This is a genomic window from Collinsella sp. AM15-2 (assembly GCF_003471985.1).
GTDB lineage: Bacteria > Actinomycetota > Coriobacteriia > Coriobacteriales > Coriobacteriaceae > Collinsella.
Map to the genome: position 1 here is coordinate 118,731 of NZ_QRKO01000001.1, position 20,185 is coordinate 138,915.

The 20,185-nt window shown below is 59.8% G+C and carries 17 protein-coding genes; all 17 read right to left on the reverse strand.

What is annotated here, in order from left to right:
* Position 1 precedes the first annotated feature (1 nt).
* The 17 genes from tpiA to ybaK all read right to left on the reverse strand — a co-directional run bounded on the left by tpiA (position 2) and on the right by ybaK (position 20,128).
* Positions 2–769 (reverse strand): triose-phosphate isomerase, encoded by a 768-nt coding sequence (gene tpiA / locus DW171_RS00575; protein WP_022094882.1) that lies wholly within the window; start codon positions 767–769, stop codon positions 2–4.
* The gene (gene pgk / locus DW171_RS00580) at positions 762–1,952 is read right to left on the reverse strand and encodes a phosphoglycerate kinase (RefSeq protein WP_022094881.1); all 1,191 of its coding nucleotides are present in this window, start codon (positions 1,950–1,952) and stop codon (positions 762–764) included. The genes tpiA and pgk overlap by 8 nt, the downstream gene beginning before the upstream one ends.
* Positions 1,953–2,092: 140 nt before the next feature.
* Positions 2,093–3,118 (reverse strand): type I glyceraldehyde-3-phosphate dehydrogenase, encoded by a 1,026-nt coding sequence (gap, locus tag DW171_RS00585; protein ID WP_118270158.1) that lies wholly within the window; start codon positions 3,116–3,118, stop codon positions 2,093–2,095.
* Between the two features lie 193 nt (positions 3,119–3,311).
* Positions 3,312–4,241, reverse strand: coding sequence for a DNA-binding protein WhiA (gene whiA / locus DW171_RS00590; protein ID WP_099431435.1), 930 nt, complete (start codon positions 4,239–4,241; stop codon positions 3,312–3,314).
* Positions 4,242–4,247: 6 nt separating this feature from the next.
* A complete protein-coding gene (gene rapZ, locus DW171_RS00595; RefSeq protein WP_022094878.1) occupies positions 4,248–5,168 on the reverse strand; it encodes an RNase adapter RapZ in 921 nt (306 codons plus the stop codon).
* A gap of 101 nt (positions 5,169–5,269) precedes the next feature.
* Positions 5,270–5,956, reverse strand: a complete 687-nt coding sequence (locus DW171_RS00600; RefSeq protein ID WP_022094877.1) for an N-acetylmannosamine-6-phosphate 2-epimerase — start codon at positions 5,954–5,956, stop codon at positions 5,270–5,272.
* A gap of 70 nt (positions 5,957–6,026) precedes the next feature.
* Positions 6,027–6,992 carry an ROK family protein gene (locus DW171_RS00605; protein ID WP_117757878.1) on the reverse strand — a complete coding sequence of 322 codons (966 nt, stop codon included), beginning with the start codon at positions 6,990–6,992 and terminating at the stop codon, positions 6,027–6,029.
* A 171-nt stretch (positions 6,993–7,163) separates the two neighbouring features.
* On the reverse strand, positions 7,164–8,084 hold the full coding sequence (locus DW171_RS00610; RefSeq protein WP_089573615.1) for a dihydrodipicolinate synthase family protein: 921 nt from the start codon (positions 8,082–8,084) through the stop codon (positions 7,164–7,166).
* 68 nt (positions 8,085–8,152) lie between these two features.
* The gene (locus DW171_RS00615; RefSeq protein ID WP_117786311.1) at positions 8,153–9,004 is read right to left on the reverse strand and encodes an acetylxylan esterase; all 852 of its coding nucleotides are present in this window, start codon (positions 9,002–9,004) and stop codon (positions 8,153–8,155) included.
* The gene (locus tag DW171_RS00620) at positions 8,997–9,974 is read right to left on the reverse strand and encodes an acetylxylan esterase (RefSeq protein WP_118270159.1); all 978 of its coding nucleotides are present in this window, start codon (positions 9,972–9,974) and stop codon (positions 8,997–8,999) included. The genes DW171_RS00615 and DW171_RS00620 overlap by 8 nt, the downstream gene beginning before the upstream one ends.
* A gap of 80 nt (positions 9,975–10,054) precedes the next feature.
* Positions 10,055–10,882 (reverse strand): ABC transporter ATP-binding protein, encoded by an 828-nt coding sequence (locus DW171_RS00625; protein ID WP_089573612.1) that lies wholly within the window; start codon positions 10,880–10,882, stop codon positions 10,055–10,057.
* On the reverse strand, positions 10,883–12,898 hold the full coding sequence (locus DW171_RS00630) for a dipeptide/oligopeptide/nickel ABC transporter permease/ATP-binding protein (protein WP_118270160.1): 2,016 nt from the start codon (positions 12,896–12,898) through the stop codon (positions 10,883–10,885).
* Between the two features lie 3 nt (positions 12,899–12,901).
* Complete coding sequence (locus DW171_RS00635) at positions 12,902–13,858, reverse strand: ABC transporter permease (protein WP_055251823.1); 957 nt, start codon at positions 13,856–13,858, stop codon at positions 12,902–12,904.
* Positions 13,859–14,015: 157 nt separating this feature from the next.
* Positions 14,016–15,629, reverse strand: a complete 1,614-nt coding sequence (locus tag DW171_RS00640) for an ABC transporter substrate-binding protein (RefSeq protein ID WP_117638004.1) — start codon at positions 15,627–15,629, stop codon at positions 14,016–14,018.
* Positions 15,630–15,994: 365 nt separating this feature from the next.
* Positions 15,995–17,935, reverse strand: a complete 1,941-nt coding sequence (gene uvrC, locus DW171_RS00645; protein ID WP_324249369.1) for an excinuclease ABC subunit UvrC — start codon at positions 17,933–17,935, stop codon at positions 15,995–15,997.
* A gap of 6 nt (positions 17,936–17,941) precedes the next feature.
* On the reverse strand, positions 17,942–19,522 hold the full coding sequence (murJ, locus tag DW171_RS00650; protein ID WP_117564878.1) for a murein biosynthesis integral membrane protein MurJ: 1,581 nt from the start codon (positions 19,520–19,522) through the stop codon (positions 17,942–17,944).
* 105 nt (positions 19,523–19,627) lie between these two features.
* Positions 19,628–20,128, reverse strand: coding sequence for a Cys-tRNA(Pro) deacylase (ybaK, locus tag DW171_RS00655; RefSeq protein WP_118256781.1), 501 nt, complete (start codon positions 20,126–20,128; stop codon positions 19,628–19,630).
* Between the last annotated feature and the right edge of the window lie 57 nt (positions 20,129–20,185).

Here is a 20,185-nt window from a genome sequence, read left to right on the forward strand (position 1 = left end):
CCTACTCGCCTGCCTTGACGACCATAGAGGCGAAGTCGGCAGCCTTGAGGGAAGCGCCGCCCACGAGGGCGCCGTCAACGTCGGGCTTGGCGACGAGCTCGGCGATGTTGCCGGGCTTGGCAGAACCACCATAGAGAACGCGGATGCCGTTAGCGAGCTCCTCGCCGAACATCTCCTTGAGGGTCTCACGGATAGCGCCGCAGACCTCCTGAGCGTCCTCGGCGGTAGCGGTCTTGCCGGTGCCGATGGCCCAGATGGGCTCGTAGGCGACGACGACCTGCTTGGGGCAGGTGATCTCAAGACCAGCAAGGCCAGCCTTGACCTGGTTCACGACGTGCTCGACATAGGTGCCAGCCTCGCGGACCTCGAGGGACTCGCCGCAGCAGAAGACGGGAACAAGACCGGCGGCAACGAGAGCCTTGGCCTTCTTGTTCTGATCCTCGTCGGTCTCGTGGAAGTAATCACGACGCTCGGAGTGACCGATGATGCAGTAGGTGCAGCCAGCGGACTTGAGCATGTCGCAAGAGGACTCACCGGTGAAGGCACCCTTGGCCTCCCAGTACACGTTCTGTGCACCGAGGGCGATGGGGGCAGCCTGAATGCGGTCATGAACCGTGGTGATGTCGATGGTCGGAGGGCAGACGAGCACCTCGACGCCAGCCGGAACCTCGGGCAGAGCCTGAGCCAGCTCGTCGGCGAGCTTGGCGGCCTCGGCGACGTCGTTGTTCATCTTCCAGTTACCAGCGATAAGAAGGGTGCGATTAGGCATCGAGAAGCGCCTCCACTCCGGGCAGGGCCTTACCCTCGACGAGCTCCATGGAAGCGCCACCACCGGTGGAGATCCAGCTCATCTTGTCGGCCAGGTTGAACTTGTTGACAGCTGCGACGGAGTCGCCACCGCCGATGATCGAGGTGCAGTCGGCCTCGGCGACAGCCTCGGCGATAGCCTGGGTGCCGTGAGCGAAGTTGTCGAACTCGAAGACGCCCATGGGGCCATTCCAGAACACGGTCTTAGCGCCCTTGACAGCCTCGGCGTAAAGCTCCTCGGTCTTGGGGCCGATGTCCATGCCCTCACGATCGTCGGGGATAGCGTCGGAAGCGACAACCTCGGGGACAGCGTCCTCGCCAAAGTGATCGGCAACGCGGTTGTCGATGGGGAGCAGGATCTTGACGCCCTTCTCCTCGGCCTTCTTGAGCATCTCGCCGGCGCGCTCGACCCAGTCCTCTTCCTTGAGGGACTGACCAACGGACAGGCCCTGAGCCAGGAAGAAGGTGTAGGCCATGCCGCCACCGATGATCAGGGTGTCAGCGGAGTCGATGAGATGATCGAGAACGCCGATCTTGGAGGAAACCTTGGAACCGCCGACGATGGCGACGAAGGGGCGCTCGGGCTCGGCGAAGATGCCGGTCAGCGTGTCGACCTCCTTCTCGAGCAGGAAGCCAGCGACTGCGGGCAGGTAAGCGGCGGGGCCCACGACGGAACCCTGGGCGCGGTGAGCGGTGCCGAAGGCATCGAGGACGAAGACGTCACCATAGGAAGCGAGCTTCTTGGCGATCTCGGGATCGTTCTTCTTCTCACGCTTGTCGAAGCGGACGTTCTCGAGAACGAGAACCTTGCCCGGCTCGACGGCAGCGACAGCCTCGGCAGCCTTCTCGCCGTAGGTGTCGGCGACAAAGGCAACGTCGAGACCAGAGAGCTCGGCGAGCTTCTTAGCGACGGGCTCGAGGGACAGCTCGGGCTGGAAGCCGGTGCCATCGGGACGGCCGAGGTGGCTCATGAGGATGACGCGAGCGTTGTGCTCAACGAGATAGTTGATGGTGGGCAGGGCAGCCTTGATACGGGTGGTGTCGCCAACGACGCCATCCTTGATAGGCACGTTGAAGTCAACGCGGACGAGAACGCGCTTGCCGTCGACATCGATGTCGCGGACGGTCTTCTTGGTAAAGGCCATGTTTGCTTCTACCTTTCGTACGTGTCTGCCTCCCATTACGGCAGACGATTTCCTATAAAAAGGGCGCGACCCTAGGGTGTAAGCCCTATAAGGCCGCGCCCTTCTTTAGACGCTCAACGAGCTATTCGCTAAAAGCTAAATTAAGCAACGAACTTCTCGAAGTACTTGATGGTGCGGACCATCTGAGAGGTGTAAGAGTTCTCGTTGTCGTACCAAGAGGTGACCTGAACGAGGGTCTGGCCGTTGCCGAGGTCAGAGCACATGGTCTGAGTGGCGTCGAAGATGGAGCCGTGGGTCTCGCCGATGATGTCGGTGGAGACGATGTCGTCCTCGTTGTAACCGAAGGTCTCGGAGATGGTGGCAGCGTAGGCCTTCATAGCAGCGTTGACCTCTTCGACGGTGACCTTCTTGTCAACGACAGCGTAGAGGTTGGTGATGGAGCCGGTCGGCGTCGGGACGCGCTGGGCGGCACCGATGAGCTTGCCGTTGAGCTCGGGGAGAACCAGGCCGATAGCCTTGGCGGCACCGGTGGTGTTGGGGACGATGTTAACGGCGCAGGCGCGGCTACGACGCTTGTTGCCCTTGCGCTGCGGGCCGTCGAGCGGCATCTGGTCGCCGGTCCAGGCGTGAATGGTGGTCATGATGCCGGACACGATGGGAGCGAAGTCGTTCAGACCCTTGGCCATCGGGGCGAGGCAGTTGGTGGTGCAGGAAGCAGCGGAGATGATGTTGTCCTCAGCGGTCAGCGTCTCGTGGTTGACGTTGTACACGATGGTGGGCAGATCGCTGCCGGCCGGAGCGGAGATGACGACCTTCTTGGCGCCAGCGTTGATGTGGGCCTGAGCCTTAGCCTTGCTGGTGTAGAAGCCGGTGCACTCGAGAACGACGTCGACGTCGAGGTCGCCCCAAGGCAGGTTGTTGGCGTCGGCCTCCTTGTAGATCTTGATCTCCTTGCCGTCAACGGTGATGGAATCCTCGCCAGCAACGACCTCGTGATCGCGAGCGTAGTTGCCCTGCGTGGAGTCGTACTTCAGCAGGTAAGCGAGCATATCGGGAGAGGTGAGGTCGTTGATAGCGACGATCTCGGAGCCCTCATGACCGAACATCTGACGGAAAGCCAGACGACCGATGCGACCGAAGCCGTTAATAGCAACCTTTACTGCCATTGTGTCTCCTTTCGTAAGGCCCCCGCAAGCTACAGCGCCCGCCGTTGAGGCCCACAAACTAACCACTCGCCTAATATACCTTTTTTTTGACTTGAATTTCACGAGAATAGTCGAAATTGAAAATCAAATTTACGTTAAAACGTTTTAAAGAATAAAATAGCAGCTAAATCCGTATATAAGTCGATACTTTAAACTACCGGTTTGCTTCAATGAGCTTTTCAAGCCTCAAAACTCGATGGTAGAGGGCCGACTTCGACAAGGGAGGGTCAGCCATCTCCCCTAAATCACGCAGCGACAGATCGGGATAGCGCTCGCGCAGGTCGCAAAAGACCGCCAAGGCATCCGGAAGCGCATCGCGAAGGCCGCGCTGCTCGAGCTCATCGATAAGCGCAAGCTGATGTTGGGCAGCACCGGCGCTTCTGGTCTGGTTGGCGAGCTCGGCGTTCACGCGACGGTTCACATCGTTCTTAACCAACTTGACCGCGCGCGCCTCCTCAATCTCGGCAACGCTGCGCTTGGCACCAATCAGCTTTAATAGATGCTCGATTTCCTCGGCGCTCTTAATGTACACGGCATATGACCCCCGCCGTGCATTAACACGAGCATGGACCCCAATCTGCCCCAACAGGTCGCAAAGCCCCTTAGCATATTGCTCGCCCTGCACCGCGATCTCCAAATGAAAATCGCCGCGTGGATCGGCCACGAAGCCGCCCGCGATGAGCGCGCCGCGGATGTAGGCAAGCCTGCAGCAGGGACGGGCAACGATGTGTCGGGGAACACCAGCAACGAGCCCTCCCCTGCGGTCTAGAATGCCCAGCAGCACCAGAGCCTTGTCCAGGTCGGGTTGATCGGGCAGGGTAATGAGATAGTTACGGACCTTATGCAAGACCGATTTACGAACGGTGAATTCCGTTTTGAGCTTAAGAATGCGATGCGTCAGCGTGATCATCGTGCGCGCGACGGCTCCCGTCTCGGTCGCGACCGTCAAACGATACCGCCCGGAGCCGGCCAACGAAAGCGTACCGCTCACACGCGTCAGGGCGGCAAGCGTCGACAAATCGCAGTATTCACATTCGGGTTCGCAGCGCGCAAGCTCGTCACGCACCTCGGCGGTAAACGACATGCAGGCCTATGCTTTCGTGTTGGCGCGCGACAAGTCGCGATGGGAAATGCTCACGTGATACTGGGCGCCTTCCAAATAACGTGCCGTGGCCTCGGCAATGGCAACGCTGCGGTGCTGACCGCCCGTGCAACCGATGGCAATAGAAAGCTGCGGCTTGCCCTCTGCGATATAACCGGGCATGACCGTATCGAGCAGCTGCGTCCAGGCCTTCCAGAACTCCTGCGTCTTGGGATGGTCCAGAACAAAGTCGGAGACTTTCTTATCGAGACCGGTCATGGTACGCATCTCGGGATCGTAAAACGGATTGGGCAGGAAGCGAACGTCGATCATAATGTCCGCCTCGACGGGCATACCGTGCTTAAAGCCAAACGAGAACACGTGAACGTCCATGAGCTGCTGGTCGGACAACTCGGAGAACGCCATGCGCAATTTGTTGCGCAGGGCAGAGGTGCGCAGGCGGCTCGTGTCGATAATCATATCGGCTCGATCGCGCACGCCCTGCAGCTGAAGGCGCTCGCGCTGAATGGCATCGGCCGTAGTCTCCCCCGGCTTGGCAATGGGATGACGGCGGCGATTTTCGCTGTAGCGACGAATCAGCACCTCGTCAGAAGCCTCCAGGAACACGATGTCGCAGCTCATCTCGCGCTCTTCGAGCGCGGCGACCGCATCGAGCAACTCGTCAAACAGTCCCTGGCTACGCAAATCGCAGGTGACGGCGAGATGCCTGCCCACGCCCGTATTGATGCCGACGAGCTCGGCAAGCTGGGCGATGAGACGCGGAGGTAGGTTATCAATGCAAAAATAGCCCATGTCCTCGAACACGTGCATGGCCTGTGTGCGGCCCGATCCGGACATTCCGGTGATGATGACGATATCGGGGATGCGCTCCGAGCGCTCCGCCGCATCCATGGCATCTCCCTTTTGCATGTGCTGCCTCCCGAAAACAAGCGCGGGACCCAGCAACCCGGATCCCGCGCGGTCAATTGCCTTTATTGAGTATACCGCCCCGAGCGGATACGAGGCCTGTCTTACGCCTCAAGCGCAGCCTTGAACCAACTTGTAATACTCGTGGGGTGCGTGATGGCGGTGCCGACGACAACGGCCCAGGCGCCAGCATCGATCGCGGCGCGAGCCTCCTCGGGCGTATGCACGCGACCCTCGCAAATGATGGGAAGGCCGGGGAATTCCTCGGTCGCCTGACGCAGGAGCGGCAGGTCGGGGCCATCGGCCATGGTGCAGTCGATGGCGGCGACACCGTGAGAGAGCGTGGTAGATACCAGGTCGAAGCCCATATCAACCGCACGGCGAATGTCCTCGATGGTGGCACAATCCGCCATCAGGAGCACACCCTCCTCGTGCAGCGGACGGAAGGTATCCTCGACCGTCTTGCCATCGGGGCGCGGACGATCGGTGGCGTCGATCGCCACGATATCGGCACCAGCAGCAACGCAGGCGCGGGCGTGACGCAGCGTCGGCGTGATGTAAACGCCCTCGTGTCCATCCTTCCATAGGCCAATAACAGGAACCTCACAGCGACCCTTAATGGCGGCAATGTCGGCAAGGCCCTGGCAGCGAATGGCGGCGGCGCCGCCGAGTTCGCAAGCGCGAGACATTTGAGCCATGGTCTCGGGCGTACGAAGCGGCTCGCCCATATACGCCTGAACGCTCACGACGAGCTTACCCTTCAGGGATTGAATCAAAGGATCGACGGTCATAAGGCTGCAACCTTTCTCAGAACAGCCTCCCGAGGCGTGTTGTCTCGGGAGGCTCCTACAGCAGATACGTTTACTTTAACGAAGCGAGAAGATGCTCGGCGGCACCGATGAGCGGAGCATCGCCCTCCAGAGACCCGATGAGAATCGGCGTGTCCTGAAGCGGATCGAGCGCCTGGCTGGCATAGCCCTCGTGCACCGAATCCTTCCACGTCTGCGAACGCCAATCGGGACCCTGATGAATTACGCCGCCCGAAAGCACGATGACCTCTGGATCCAGAATATTGGCAAGCGAGCCCAAGCTGGCGCCCAGCGCAAAGCCGGCGTCATGGATGACCTCGGTCGCCTTTGCGTCGCCAGCACGACACAGGTCGTTCACGTCGCGACCGACCGAAGGACGGCTGGGGTCAACTCGACCGAAGCGTTCGTCGTACATACGGCCAATCGAGGTGCCCGAAGCAACAGACTCAAGATGGCCGGAACGCCCGCAGGCGCAGGGAATGCCGGCGGCAGCCGAGCACTCGATGTGGCCCATATGACCGGCAGCACCATGGAAGCCCTGCATCACGCGGCCGTTCTCGACATATGCGCCACCGATGCCCGTACCGATTCCCAGGCACAAGACGGAGAACTTGCCCTTGCCGACGCCCCAGTGGGCCTCGCCCAGAGCATGAGCCTGCACGTCGCCCACAACGGCAACGGGAAGACCAAGGTCCTCGCGCAGACGCGGCCCCAACTGAACGCCGGACCAGCCGGGCATGATCTCATTGGCATAAGCAATGGTGCCCGTCTTGGGATCGACGACGCCTGCGGCACCGATACCGACACCGAGAACCTCGACATCGGGATTCGCCTCAAGAGCGGCCTTGATAGACGCCTCGATACGCTGGAAGACGGCCTCGCCGCCCTCCTGGGCCTCGGTAGGAACCTCGGCCTCAAAAACGGGATGGGGCACACTACCGTCAGCCGGGTACTCCATGATGGCAGTCGCAATTTTAGTTCCGCCGATATCGACAGAGCAGACGTACTTGTTCTCCATGTCGTTCTCCTTCGGAGATAAAAACAACTACAGGAAATGCGCCGTCAGGCTAGCCGTCACAGCGCAGTAAAGGTTTTCCAGGTGTCCGAGATCGCCGAGAAACCGTGTGGCCATTGACCTAATGGCTCATGGCCACACGGTTGAACGGCGAGGTCGGGTGCCTGGGAAGCTTTACAGGAGACCGTTGTCCTGAAGGACCTTCCTAATCGCCTCGACGTTCTCGCCGGTCATGGCCTTCACCGGGCGCGGCATGGTCGGGCTGTCGAAGATGCCCATGAGGTTCATAGCGGTCTTGAAGGCGCCGACGCCACCGGCATAGCCCTGGACGCCCGAGGTGACGTCCCAGATGTGCGAAATCTCATTGAGGCGATCCTGCTCGGCCTTGACGGTAGCCCAGTCGCCGGCCTGAGCGGCCTTCCACTGGCGCACGTAGCCCTCGGGCTCAACGTTGGCAAGGCCCGGGACAGAACCGTCGGCGCCACCGAGGTAAGCGCCGTCGACAACAACCTCGTGACCGGTGAGGATGCTCATCGGATGGCCGTTCTTCTCGTTCTCCTGAACGAGATAGCGGAACGAGATGTCATCACCCGAGGAATCCTTGACGCCAGCAAGGACGCCCTCGGCGCCGAGCTTGGCAAGGAGCTTCCAGGGGAGCTTGGTGTGAACGCAGACGGGAATGTCATAGGCAAAGATGGGCAGGTCGAGCTCCTCGTGCAGGATGCGGAAGTGCTCCTCGACCTCGGTCATGCCCTGCAGGGCATAGAACGGGCAGGTGGCGACAAGCGCATCGGCGCCCAGCTCCTGAGCGACCTTACCGTGCTCGATCATGCGCTCGGTCTCGGTATCGATGATGCCGACCAGGACGGGCACGCGGTGGTCGACGATACGAACGGCCTCGGCGATGATCTGGCGACGACGCTCATCGGTGGAGAAAACGACCTCGCCCGAAGAGCCCAGGAAGAACAGGCCATCGACGCCGGCATCGATCATGCGGTTGATGCTGCGCTCAAAGGAGGCAACGTCGAGCTGGTGGTCTTCGGTATCGGGAACAACGACGGGAGGGATAACGCCGGTGAATTTCTGAGTTGCCACAAGAATCTCCTTAGTTGTCTGGCGGGCGGCCCTATGCCACCCACTCTTGTTGGCAGTGTCCAGGCCGTCTAGGCCAAAGAACACGGGTAGAACGTTTGGTTAAAAAAGTCGATGACTTCGTTTTCGAACGCGTTGATGCGCTCATGAGCGTATTTGGCATAGATGATATGCCTCCGGTCACACTCAAGACCGTTGAATACGGCAAACTGGCCCTTGGGATCACTCACGGCATCCATGAGCGATGTGCCCATGAGCACCGATCCACGCACCCGAGACGACAACGCCTCGAGGCCACCGGGAATTGGATTGGCAACCGCCGTGCAGGCGAGGCCCCGCTCGTCCAGAGCAGAAACCGCCAGCGCGACTCCGCCGCCAAGGCCCTCGCCCCATGCAAAGATGCGGTCGGGGTCCACGCCATCAAGATTGCGCGCCACCTTCGCCATCGCGCAACCCCAACGGACGCGCTTGACAAAAGCAGGAGAGGCAATCCCCTGCTGCAGCTCGCTGGATCCAATCGCCTCATCGTCCAGCGCAAGCACGGCATATCCCATGGCCGCAAACCTCGTCATGTGATGCCATCCCCGCACGGGTCGGTCGATGTCGTGAAACATCAGACATAGCGGCACAAGCTCGGATGCTCGGGCGCGACCGGCAGGCTCGATCAAACGTGCGTGGACCACATCGCCACCAAGCTCAAAGGAAACCTCGGAGTAGCGGGCATACGGATTGGCGAAATCGATCGCCGTAATACTCGGCCCGCAAACCTCAAGGTCCGAAGCGGCTATCTCTAATTCGGAAACATCCGCAGAAGCATCACCGCGCCAATCCCGGAAATCAGCGAGCCTTGACGAGACCGTTCCGGGAATCCCCACAAGGTCGGAGACAATCAGCTCATTGACATTGCTCTCGCACTTAGACATGAGCCTCCCCTCCCTTGCAGAAAAACGGAATGATCAGATCGTCAAAATCCTGAATCTCCTCGTGGCCAAAGCCTTCAAAGAACTCATGACGCTTTTCACAGGTCAGGTTGTTATAGACCGCAAACTGCGTCGCTGGCGGACAGACGGAATCGGCTGTGCCGGTGCCAAACAGCACGGGGCATTTGACCATAGGGGCAAAGTTCTTGGAATCGAAGTACGCCAGCTTGGCATAGGCTTCGTCGATACGAGTCGAGTCCTCGTCAAACCAGCGAGACCAATAGCGCAGGCCCTCGTAGGCAATGTCATCGGCATCCAAATCCCAGACCAGGCGGAAATCCGACAGGAAGGGATAGAGGATGGCGGCGCGATTGATAAGCTCGCTGTTAAGTGCACAGGTCGCAATGCCCAAACCGCCGCCCTGCGACGCGCCGTTCACAAACACACGGGTAAGATCGATGCCCTCGAGCTCGCGAACGATGCGGCACAGGATGCGAATATCTTGGTGCAAGCGGACATAGTAGAGGTTGGCCGGATCGCCGTCGATACCGGCGACGATATGGCCCGCGACCGTTGTGCCCTCAAATCCACCAATGTCCTCGGAGGGACCTCCTTGGCCGGGGCAGTCGAGGGCGATGAGTGCCATGCCCATGCCCGCAAACGACGCCTGCTCAAACCAGCTGCGGCTTGCACCCGGATACCCATGGAACTGAAGTACCAATGGCACGGGCTCGTCCGAGACGGGTTTAAGGTACTTGGCATGCAGGCGAGCGCCACACATGCCGGTATACCAGAGGTCGAAAAGCTGGCAGGTCACGGCATCGGTGACCGATGCCGTCTCGATCGCATAGTCAAGCCCGACGGCGTCGGCCTCGGCCATGCGGTCCTTCCAAAAGAGATCGAAATCTGATGGACGGGGCATGGCGCCCCGATACCCACCAAATTGCTGTTGTAGCTCCTGAGCACTTGGCATGGCTCGTGAACCCAACCTTTCGAAATCGCAACGGAGGTGCGCCCGGCAAGGGAACCGGGCGCACGGGAGGGAAAGCGAGGCTACTCGCCGAGCTTGGGATGCAGCAGCGACGGCGCAGCACCGAGCAGCATCTTGGTGTAGGGGTCCTGAGGGTGCTGGAAGACCTGCTTGGCCTCGCCCTGCTCGACGATCTTGCCGCCATTCATAACGATGATGTCGTCAGAGATATAGCGGACCGTCTGGATGTCATGGCTGATGAACACCATGGCCAGGCCGAGCTCCTTCTTAAGGTCGGTCAGCAGGTTCAGAATCTGCGCGCGGACCGAAACGTCCAGAGCCGAGGTGGGCTCGTCGGCAATGATGGCATCGGGGTTCAGCGACAGGGCACGGGCAATTGCGACGCGCTGGCGCTGGCCGCCCGAAAGCTGGCCGGGAAGAACCTCGGCGGCGGAGCTGGGCAGACCGGTGAGCTCCAAGAGCTCCTTGACGCGCTTCTCCTGCTCGGCCTCAGTACCCAGGTTGTGGACGCGCATGGGATCGAGCAGTTGCTCGCGAACGACCATGCGGGGGTTGAGTGCCGTGGCCGGGTTCTGGAACACGACCGAGATGACGCGACCCATGTGGCGACGGTCCTCGGCGGTACGTTTGGTAACGTCCTTGCCCTTAAAGTAGACCTTGCCGCTCGTGGGGGCCTGCAGGCCGCACATGACGTTGGCGGTGGTGGACTTACCGCAACCGGACTCGCCGACGATGCCGATCGTCTGACCGGGCATGAGCCTAATCGTTACACCCTGGACGGCGTGAACCAGGTTAGGGTGCAGAATCGAGCCGGTACGGGTCCTAAAGGTGACGTGGACGTCATCAAGGAAGATGATCGGCTCGACGCCGTTGACTGCGGTCTCGCTCATCTACATCACCTCCGCGTGAGGGGTCAAACCATTTGCCTTGAGCACCTCGTCGGGGAGCTCGGAATAGAAGTGCTCGGTGCCGGGCACGCGCTTGAAGACCGGACGGGTGTCCAGGCCAATACGCGGATGGCTCGAGCGGGGCGCGAAGCGATCGCCCTTGGGGAAATCGCGCGGGCTCGGAACGGCGCCGGGCACCTGGTGCAGGCGGCCCGAACCGCTCTCGATGGACAGGACGGAACCCAGAAGACCGCGGGTGTACTCGTGGATCGGGTTGGTGAGCAGCTCCTTGGTGGGCGCCTGCTCGATAACCTGACCGGCGTACATCACCGTGATGTTATGGGCGACCTCGGCGACCAGAGCCAGGTCATGCGAGACGAAGATCATGGCAAAGCCGAGCTTGGCCTGAAGATCGTTGAGCAGCTTAATGACCTGCTTCTGGACGGTAACGTCCAGAGCGGTCGTGGGCTCGTCGCAGATAACCAGCTTGGGGTCGCGGGTAAGGGCCATAGCGATCAGGACGCGCTGACGCTGGCCGCCGGAAAGCTCGTGCGGATAGCTCTCGAGCGTACGCTTGGGATCGAGGCCGACGAGCTCCAGGAGCTCCTCGGCGCTGCGGGTGCCGCCGCGCTTGGTGAGCTGCTTCATCTGAGCGGAGATGAGCATCGAGGGGTTGAGCGAGGACAGGGCGTCCTGATAGACCATGGCGATATCGGTACCGCGCAGGCCGAACCACTCCTTCTTGCTCATCTTGAGCAGGTCACGGCCCTCCCAGAGAACCTCGCCGGAAAGGTGCTCATCGTCGTCGGTCAGGCCCATGATGGCCAGCGTGGTGATGGACTTACCGCAACCGGACTCGCCCACCAGGCCCATGGTCTGACCAGGACGGACGTCAAAGTTGACATGGTCGACGACGTTGATATCACCGTGATGCTCAAACTGAATGCAGAAGTCACGGACCGAGAGAATCGGTTCGACAGACTCGTCGGGCACATGGCGATCGTCACGCTTGAGCTCGACATCGCGCAGGGCGCCAAGGCGAGCGGAGAGGGACTGGGCCTGCTCCTTGTAGGCGCGAACGGGGTCGGAGACCAGCAGGTCGGCCTCGCGACGCTTGGAGGAATCGGTCGGATCCAGGGCGGCGGAGGGAGCAGCGGCCATTGCGTCGGTAATGCCCTCGGAGAGGATGTTGAGCGCCAGGCAGGTGATCATGATGGCCAGGCCCGGGAACAACGCCTGCCACCAACGGCCGGCGAGCACGCCGCCGCGGGCGTCGGCGAGGATGTTGCCCCAGGTAGCGGTGGGCTCCTGGATACCAGCGCCGATGAAGGTCAGCGAAGCCTCGAAGATGATGGCGTCGGCGACTAGGGTAACGGTGAAGACCATGATCGGGGCGATGCAGTTACGCAGAACATGCTTGATTAAAATCCACGGAGCCTTGGCGCCGGAAACGATGACCGCGCGGACATAGTCCTCGCCGTACTCGGACACGATGTTGGCGCGCACGATACGGGCAATCTGCGGAGTGTACATAAAGCCGATGGCGAAGATGATCGACGGCACGGAGTTGCCCAGGATGGAGACGAAGACGGCCGCGAGGGCGATGCCCGGGATGGACATGATGATGTCCAAGATACGCATGATCGTCTCGGAGATGGCCTTGCGCGAAACCGCTGCAAGGGCGCCCACGACCGAGCCGCAGACCAGAGCCATGGCAGTGGCGCCAAAGCCGATAATCAGCGAGTAACGACCACCGTAGAGCATACGCGACAGAATATCGCGACCCTTATCGTCGGTACCGAAGATAAATCCGTTACCGGGAGCCTGGCGAGCCGTAAAGATCTCGACCGGGCTATAGGGGGCAAGAAGGGGCGCCAGAATCGCAGTCAGGGCGACCAGCACCAGCACGACGGCGGCAATCTTAGAAGACAGCGTCATCTTCTTCCAGCCACCGAGCTTGAGCCCCTTGGAGGCAGCCTTCTCGAGCTGCTCGGTTTGCTTCTCTCGAATCTTTACCATAATCTACACCGTCCTGATGCGCGGGTTGATGAGCAGGTAGAGCATGTCAACCACGATGTTGATGATGATGAAGGCAAGAGCAACGACGATAACGACGCCCTGAACCAGGTTCGCCTCGTTGCCCTGAACGCCCTGCAGAATCGCGGTGCCCATGCCGGGGAGGTTGAAGATAACCTCGATGACGACGGCGCCGCCCATGAGGTAACCGATCTTAAGACCGAGGGTGGTGACCGGGGTGATCAGCGCATTGCGAAGAACATTGATACCGACGACGACCTTCTCGGGAACGCCGGCACCGCGAGCCATACGGACATAGTCCTTGTCGAGCTCCTCGACCATGGCGGTACGCACGATACGAGTCATCTGGCCCGTCAGCGGAAATGCCAAGGCGATGGCGGGCATAATCATGCGGCCCAGATAACCAGCCGGATTCGTGGTGAAGTGAGGCAGAGCACCCGATGCCGGGAGCACCTTAAGGTAGGAAGAGAACAGCAGGATCAACAGAACGGCAAGCCAGAACGACGGGGTTGCCAAGCCGGCGATGGAAAAGACGCGGATCACTTGGTCCGGCCATTTGTCGCGATACAGTGCCGCGATGACGCCGAGTAAAAACGAAACGACCGCACCGATGGCAAGGCCGATGAAGGTCAGCTGCATCGTGACGGGCAGGGCCGTGGAGATGCGCTTGGCAACGGAGTTGCGAGCAGCACCATAGGTGCCCATGTCGCCATGGATCAAATCGCCCATATAGCGCACGTAGCGCACGGGCCAGGGGTCGTCCAGACCATACTTCTCATGGTACTCGGCAACCGCCTCGGGCGAGGCACCGTCACCCAACGCCGTGTAGGCGGGGTCGGTCTTGGAGAACGACATAAGGAAGAACACCAGGACGGTGACGCCCAATGCCATAATCGGCAGCGCCACAAGACGCCTTCCAATCAAACGTAGCAAGTTGTTCACGTTCTCTCCCCTTTCTTTTGTCGGTAGGACCAACTGGTATATGAGTACGGATACTCATTACAAGACCCGAGCGACATCGTTGCCGCCCGGGTCTTTGTTTCAACTATGAGGATACGGTCCCAACGACCGACATCCTGCATACAGACTCAAGCGAGTCTTACGCCTTGACGGTCGCAACGCCCCTGAAGGACATGCTCGTCGTACCGATGCCCTTGAAGCCATCGAGGGCCTCTCCGTTGGGCGCAGTGGACGGATCGTCCCAGGAAGCGGAGACGGTCTTGACGTGGACAACGGGGTACAGAACGGCATTGTCGGCAATGATGTCGAAGCACTCGTTCCACTTCTTCTGCTGCTCGTCGCCCTCGGCGGCAAGAGCCTCGTCCATGAGACCGTGGAGCTTCTGCCACTCAGCGGACTCCTTCCACGGGCAACGGGTCTGCATCCAGACGTTGTCGCCGTACCACCAGTTGAGCAGCAGGTCGGGGTCGGCACCGAAGCAGGAAGGATCGCCAGGGGCAAGGAGGATATCGTAGGCCTCGCCGCCGTCGATGGCAGCGTAGGTGGCCGGCGAGGTATCGGTCTGGATGGTCACATCGAAGCCGAGGGCGTCGAGGTCGTTCTTGACCTGGGCGGCCATGCCCTTAATCTGCTCGTTGTCGGTGGTGCGCAGGGTGATGGCACCCGGGGTGATGCCAGACTCCTCGATGAGCTTCTTAGCCTTCTTGGCGTCGGTCTTGTACACCGTGGAAGCCTCATGATAGTTGGTGAAGCTCTTGGGCAGGTAGCAGCTGGCAGCGGTGGCAAGGCCGGCGAAGGTGTTGCTGACCATCTTCTCGGTGTCGAGCGCATACATGACAGCCTGACGGACCTTGACGTTGTTCCAAGGCTCCTTGGCGACGTTGAACATGATGAAGCGGGTGCCGAAACCCTGAACGTTATCGATCTTGCAGCCGGCGCTCTCGAGCTGGTCGACGGCGTCAGCGGTAACGAGCTCCATAACGAGCGTGGAGCCCTCCTGCTGAGCGGTAACGCGAGCGGTGGGGTCGGTCAGGATGCTGTACTGGATCTTCTTATCCTCGGCAGCATACTCACCGTTGTACTCGGGGTTGGGAACCAGGGTGATCTCGGTATCGGAGATAGAGTCGTACATCCAGGGGCCGGAGCCGATCGGCTGCTTGGCGCGATCCTCCTCGGTCTGGGTGGCCGGGGTAACGCGGACGATGGCCAGACGATCCTTGAGCAGGGAGAAGTTGGGGACCTTGGTCTTGACCGTCACGGTGCTGGCGTCCTTGGCCTCGATGGACTCGAAGGGCTGGAAGAACGGAGCATAGGTAGCGGAAGCGGCGCAAGCGGTGTAGGAGGCAACGACATCGTCAGCGGTGACCTCGGTGCCATCGGAAAACTTGGCGCCCTTGCGGATGGTGACCTCGAAAGTGGTGTCGTCCACAGACTTGGGATCGTCGGTGGCGAGCTCGTTGAAGGTGCTGTAGTCGTGGTAATCGATGCCGTAGAGGCCCTCGACGACGTGCCAGTTAGCACCCAGGCCCACAGCGGAGCCGGTGCTGGCGGGATCGAAGCTGGACGGAGCGTAAGCGGAACCAGCGGTGATCACGCCGCCGCCACGGTTGGCGGAATCGGTGGAACCGGAAGCGGAACCCTCGTCGTTGGAGCTGCCACCGCAGCCGGTGAGACCAAGCCCTGCGACAGCAGCGACGCTGCCGGTGAGGCCGAGGAACGAACGCCTGGACATACCCTTGTTGATGATGGCCATGTCTTCTCCTATCAATAGAGAATCTTACCCGGGAGCACCTAGACGTGCCCCCGCGCAACTTGCGGACGATATATACCTTACCTACCGACGAACCCAACTGAGGTGCCGCGCTCGGCGACCGATACATACATACGCTTGAACGGTATTTACTACCGTTCACCGAATTCATTGACAAACGATTCGCCAGACAGTATGTATCGACGAGGTGAGATATCAGTCTTCGTCAACCCGCAGGATAGCAGGGTTGTTCACCATGGCTAGTCAAACGTTTTAGCGTTAGTTAAACCCGAAATCGGCTGGTAATCGCCGTGAAATAAATGATTGAAAATCACGCAATCATGTATATCAGTTGTTTAGAGGCGTGTTTAGTTTTCGGATTGCTTTGCCGCCGCCTCGGCGCGCTCGGCATTCCATGCAACGAGCGCCTCGTGAACCGCTTTGGCGACATCGGCAGGAATGCCTCGAACTTCCGCGATCTCTTGCTCGCTCGCCGCGCGCAAACGCTTCATCGAGCCAAAATGGCGCATAAGGGCACGTTTTCTGGTGGGTCCCACGCCTGGAACGTCATCGAGTACCGAAACCGTCATGGCTTTATCGCGCAATTCGCGATGGAACGTGATGGCAAAACGGTGCGATTCATCGCGCACCTGTTTAATTAGATAGAGCGACGCGGACCCGGTCGGCAGCACGACTGGAGTCTCGTCCCAAGGCACGAAAACCTCCTCATCGGCCTTTGCCAAGCCACAAACTGGTATATCGAGCCCAAGAGCCTCAAGTTGCTTGATCGCAGCGGTCAATTGCGGCTTACCGCCATCGACAACGAGCAAATCGGGGCGCGAGCCAAAGCGCTCGTCGGCCATACGCTCGGGAGCATAACGTCGTCCCAAAACCTCGGACATCGACACGAAGTCGTTTGCCTCGTCCAATTCGGCCTGAATTTTAAAACGACGATACTGACTCTTGTCGGCGCGCCCGTTGGTAAACACCACCATCGAGGCGACCGTGAAGGTGCCATGCAGTGTAGAGATATCGAAGCACTCGATACGCAACGGCGGCGATGGCAGCGCCAACGCACTTTCGAGCTCCAGGAGCGCTTGATTGGTGCGGTCGTCAGCGTACCCCGTTCGCATCATGTAGCGCATGAGAGCATGGCGCGCATTTTTGGATGCCATATCGAGCAGACGGTGCTTTTCGCCACGCTGCGGCCTATGGAGATGGCAGGAACGCTCACGCTTGCCCGCAAGCCACTCCCCCAGCGCCTCCGCATCCTCAAGCTCGACGGAAAGGTTGACCTCAGCTGGAATATCAGCCGTCTCGTCGTAATAGCGCTTAAGAAAGCCCGACTGGAGCTCTTCCTCGTCAACATCAAGACCCTTGTCGAGAATGAACTCGCAGGTGCGAACTGTTCGGCCCTCGCGAACGACGAAGACGCAAGCGGCGGAGATGGTCTCCTCGCGATAGAAACCGATGACATCTATATCGACACTGGAGGGAAAAACGACTTGCTGACGATCGTCCAGACCCCTGATGACCTCCAAACGACGTTTGACGCGTGCCGCGCGCTCAAAGTCGAGCGCCTCAGCGGCATCCGTCATCTCGGAGGTCAGCTCATCGACGACATCCTTGCGATGGCCCGACAAAAAGCGCTCGACACGCTTGACGTTCTTGGCATAGTCTGCCGGGGAAATCGCGCCGACACACGCACCCGGGCCGCGCCCGACATGGTAGTCAAAGCAGGGGCGCCCGTTTTGCGCGCAAATCATATTGACGATGTCTTCCTCGCCCTTGTGGGACTCGACGATACGGCGACAACGACGCCACTCCGCACAGGATGCGGAGCAGATGGGGATAACCTTGCGCAGCGTATCTATCGTCTCACGTGCCGCGCGGCTATCGGTATAAGGTCCAAAATAGCGCGTTCCCGGCTTATGACGCTCACGCGTGTATTTGATAGCGGGATACAGGTCGCCCTTTGTAATGGCGATAAAGGGGTAGCTCTTGTCATCCTTGAGGTCGACGTTAAAGTACGGATGGTACTGACCAATCAAATTGCGCTCGAGCACCAACGCCTCGTGCTCGGTCTCCACCACGATATAGTCAAAGCTCGCCACCAGCTGCATCATCAGCGGGATCTTCTGGCGCTCGTCCTGCAGCGTCACGTACTGACGCATACGGGCGCGCAGGTTTTTCGCCTTGCCCACGTAGATGACATCGCCCTTGGCGTCTTTCCAAAGGTAGCAGCCGGGCTGCGTGGGAACGCGCGAAACCTGCTCGGCAAGCGTTGGAATGTTGTCGTGACCGGCCACGCGCACCTACTTGCGACGAATCAGCGCCGAGACCTCGGGCATCTTAAGGACGACGGCAAGGCCAAAGGTAACAGCAAGCGAGACGACACCCGCAACGCAAACGTAGCCAAGAGTAATCAGAATCGAGCCGCCAAGTGCCCCGACAAAGTGCTCAAGCGCCCACATGACGCCGGCGCCTGCGGCAGCACCCAGGCCACCGAGCAAAAGGCCAAAGAAACCGCCATGCAGGATAGATTTAACCTGAAGACCACGCAGACGACGACGCAGCCACCACAGCGAGCAACCGACCAAGATCACGTAGTCGACGACATACGAAAGCGCGATTGCCGGCATACCGAAGCCCAGCACAACGCCAAACAGCAGAACCGAGCCGGCCTGGCCGATGGCGGAATACAGACAATAGCGGCTATAGGGCTTCATGTCGAGCAAGGCAGAGAAGCTCTTCTGCATCAGCACGACCACGCCGTAGAGCGGCAGGGAAAGTGCCAGGTAGATAAGGAACTCCGACACCAGCGCCACACCGGACTCATCGAACTTGCCAGCGCAGTAGATCATGTTGAGCGGACGCGCGAAGACAATCAGGTACAGCGCGAATGGAATCAGGAAGAACAGCATCTGGGCGACGCCACGCGAAATGCCCGTGCGGACGCTGTCGTAATCCTTCTCCTGTGCGTCGTGAGAGAGCTCGGTATAGAGCGCCGTCGAAAGCGAGGCGGCAATCAGCGCGTAGGGCAGCGTGTACCACAGGCGCGCATAGGCGATGACGGAAGGACCAGTCTCGGGCTGGACCACCAGCGCAGCAGCGTTGGTGATAGAAGTCGAGACAAACATGCACACCGTGGCGAGCAGCGTCGGGATACCGAGCGCAATCGTCTGGCGCAGTGCGGGGTCCTTAAAGTCGATATGGATATGGGGATGCACGCCGTGCTTGCCAAGCGCGGGGATCTGACATGCCATCTGAACAAAGACACCGAGGGTCGTACCGGCCGCAATCAAGATGATGCCGGCACGTTCGCCAAACTGTGCGGACACGGGCGCAAAGCCCATAAAGCTCGCAATGACGATCACATTGTTGAGGACCGGGGCAAACGTCGACCAGAAGTAGTCGCGGTGTGCGTTGAGGACGCCCGAAAACACCGAGCCCAAGCCATAAAACAGAATCTGGATGGCAAAGAAACGGAACATGAACGCAGCGGTATCCATGCTGCCGCCGTCACCCGAAAGGAACGATTGCGTCCAGATAAAGCCCGGGGCGAACACGGTCCCCAGCAACGAAATGCCACCCAGCACCAATAGCAGAATACCGAGCAGGTTGCCCACGTACTCGTTAGAGGCCTCGCGACCCTGCTCACGCCTCACGCCCATGTACACGGGCAAAAACGCCGTCACGAGCATGCCGCCCATCACGAGTTCGTAGAGCATATTGGGCAGGTTGTTGGCGACCTGATAGGAAGACGAGAGCAGCGACATGCCGATAGCGGCCGCCATTGCCCACGTGCGGATAAAACCGGTGACGCGAGACACGATGGTCAGGATGGTCATAAGCCCGGCGGAACGACCAACCGTGGAGTAGTCCGACGAGCCCATGTCGTCAGTGTCGTCTCGCGACGAAGAAGTTTCGGATGAGGGTGTCTGAGGCGCAGATTCTTTTGCAAAATGAGCTCCGCACTTCAATTCTTCCTGCGGCATCGCTCAGTCCTCTCTCGTAATTGGGGCGACCGTCGCCCCGCAAAATGCAATTAAATCATCAGGTGCAAGCTCGAGCTGATAACCACGCTTGCCTCCCGAAATAAAAATGGTATCCCAAAGGACACATGTCTCATCAATGAGCGTCCGGTAACGTTTTTTCATACCGACCGGACTGCAGCCGCCGCGAACGTAGCCAGTCGCCGCAAGCAAATCCTTCACATGCATCATGGCCAAGGACTTCTCCCCCGCGGCACGCGCAGCGGACTTTAGATCGAGCTCGTCGGCAACAGGGATGCAGCACACGACGTGGTCGTTGGACGGCGTCACGCAGACCAAGGTCTTAAATCCTTGACCGGGCTCCTCGCCAAGCTGCTCCGAAATCGCGACCCCCAGGCCCGCCGACTCATCACCATCGTCTTCGTACGTATGTAGAACATAGGAAATGTCGGCGCTTTCCAGCTCGCGCATCGCATTGGTTTTTGGCGTCTTTACAGCCCTTGCCATGACATATCCTTTCCCTCGCATTCGGACGCGAGGATTAAGTATATGTCCAATTCGGCT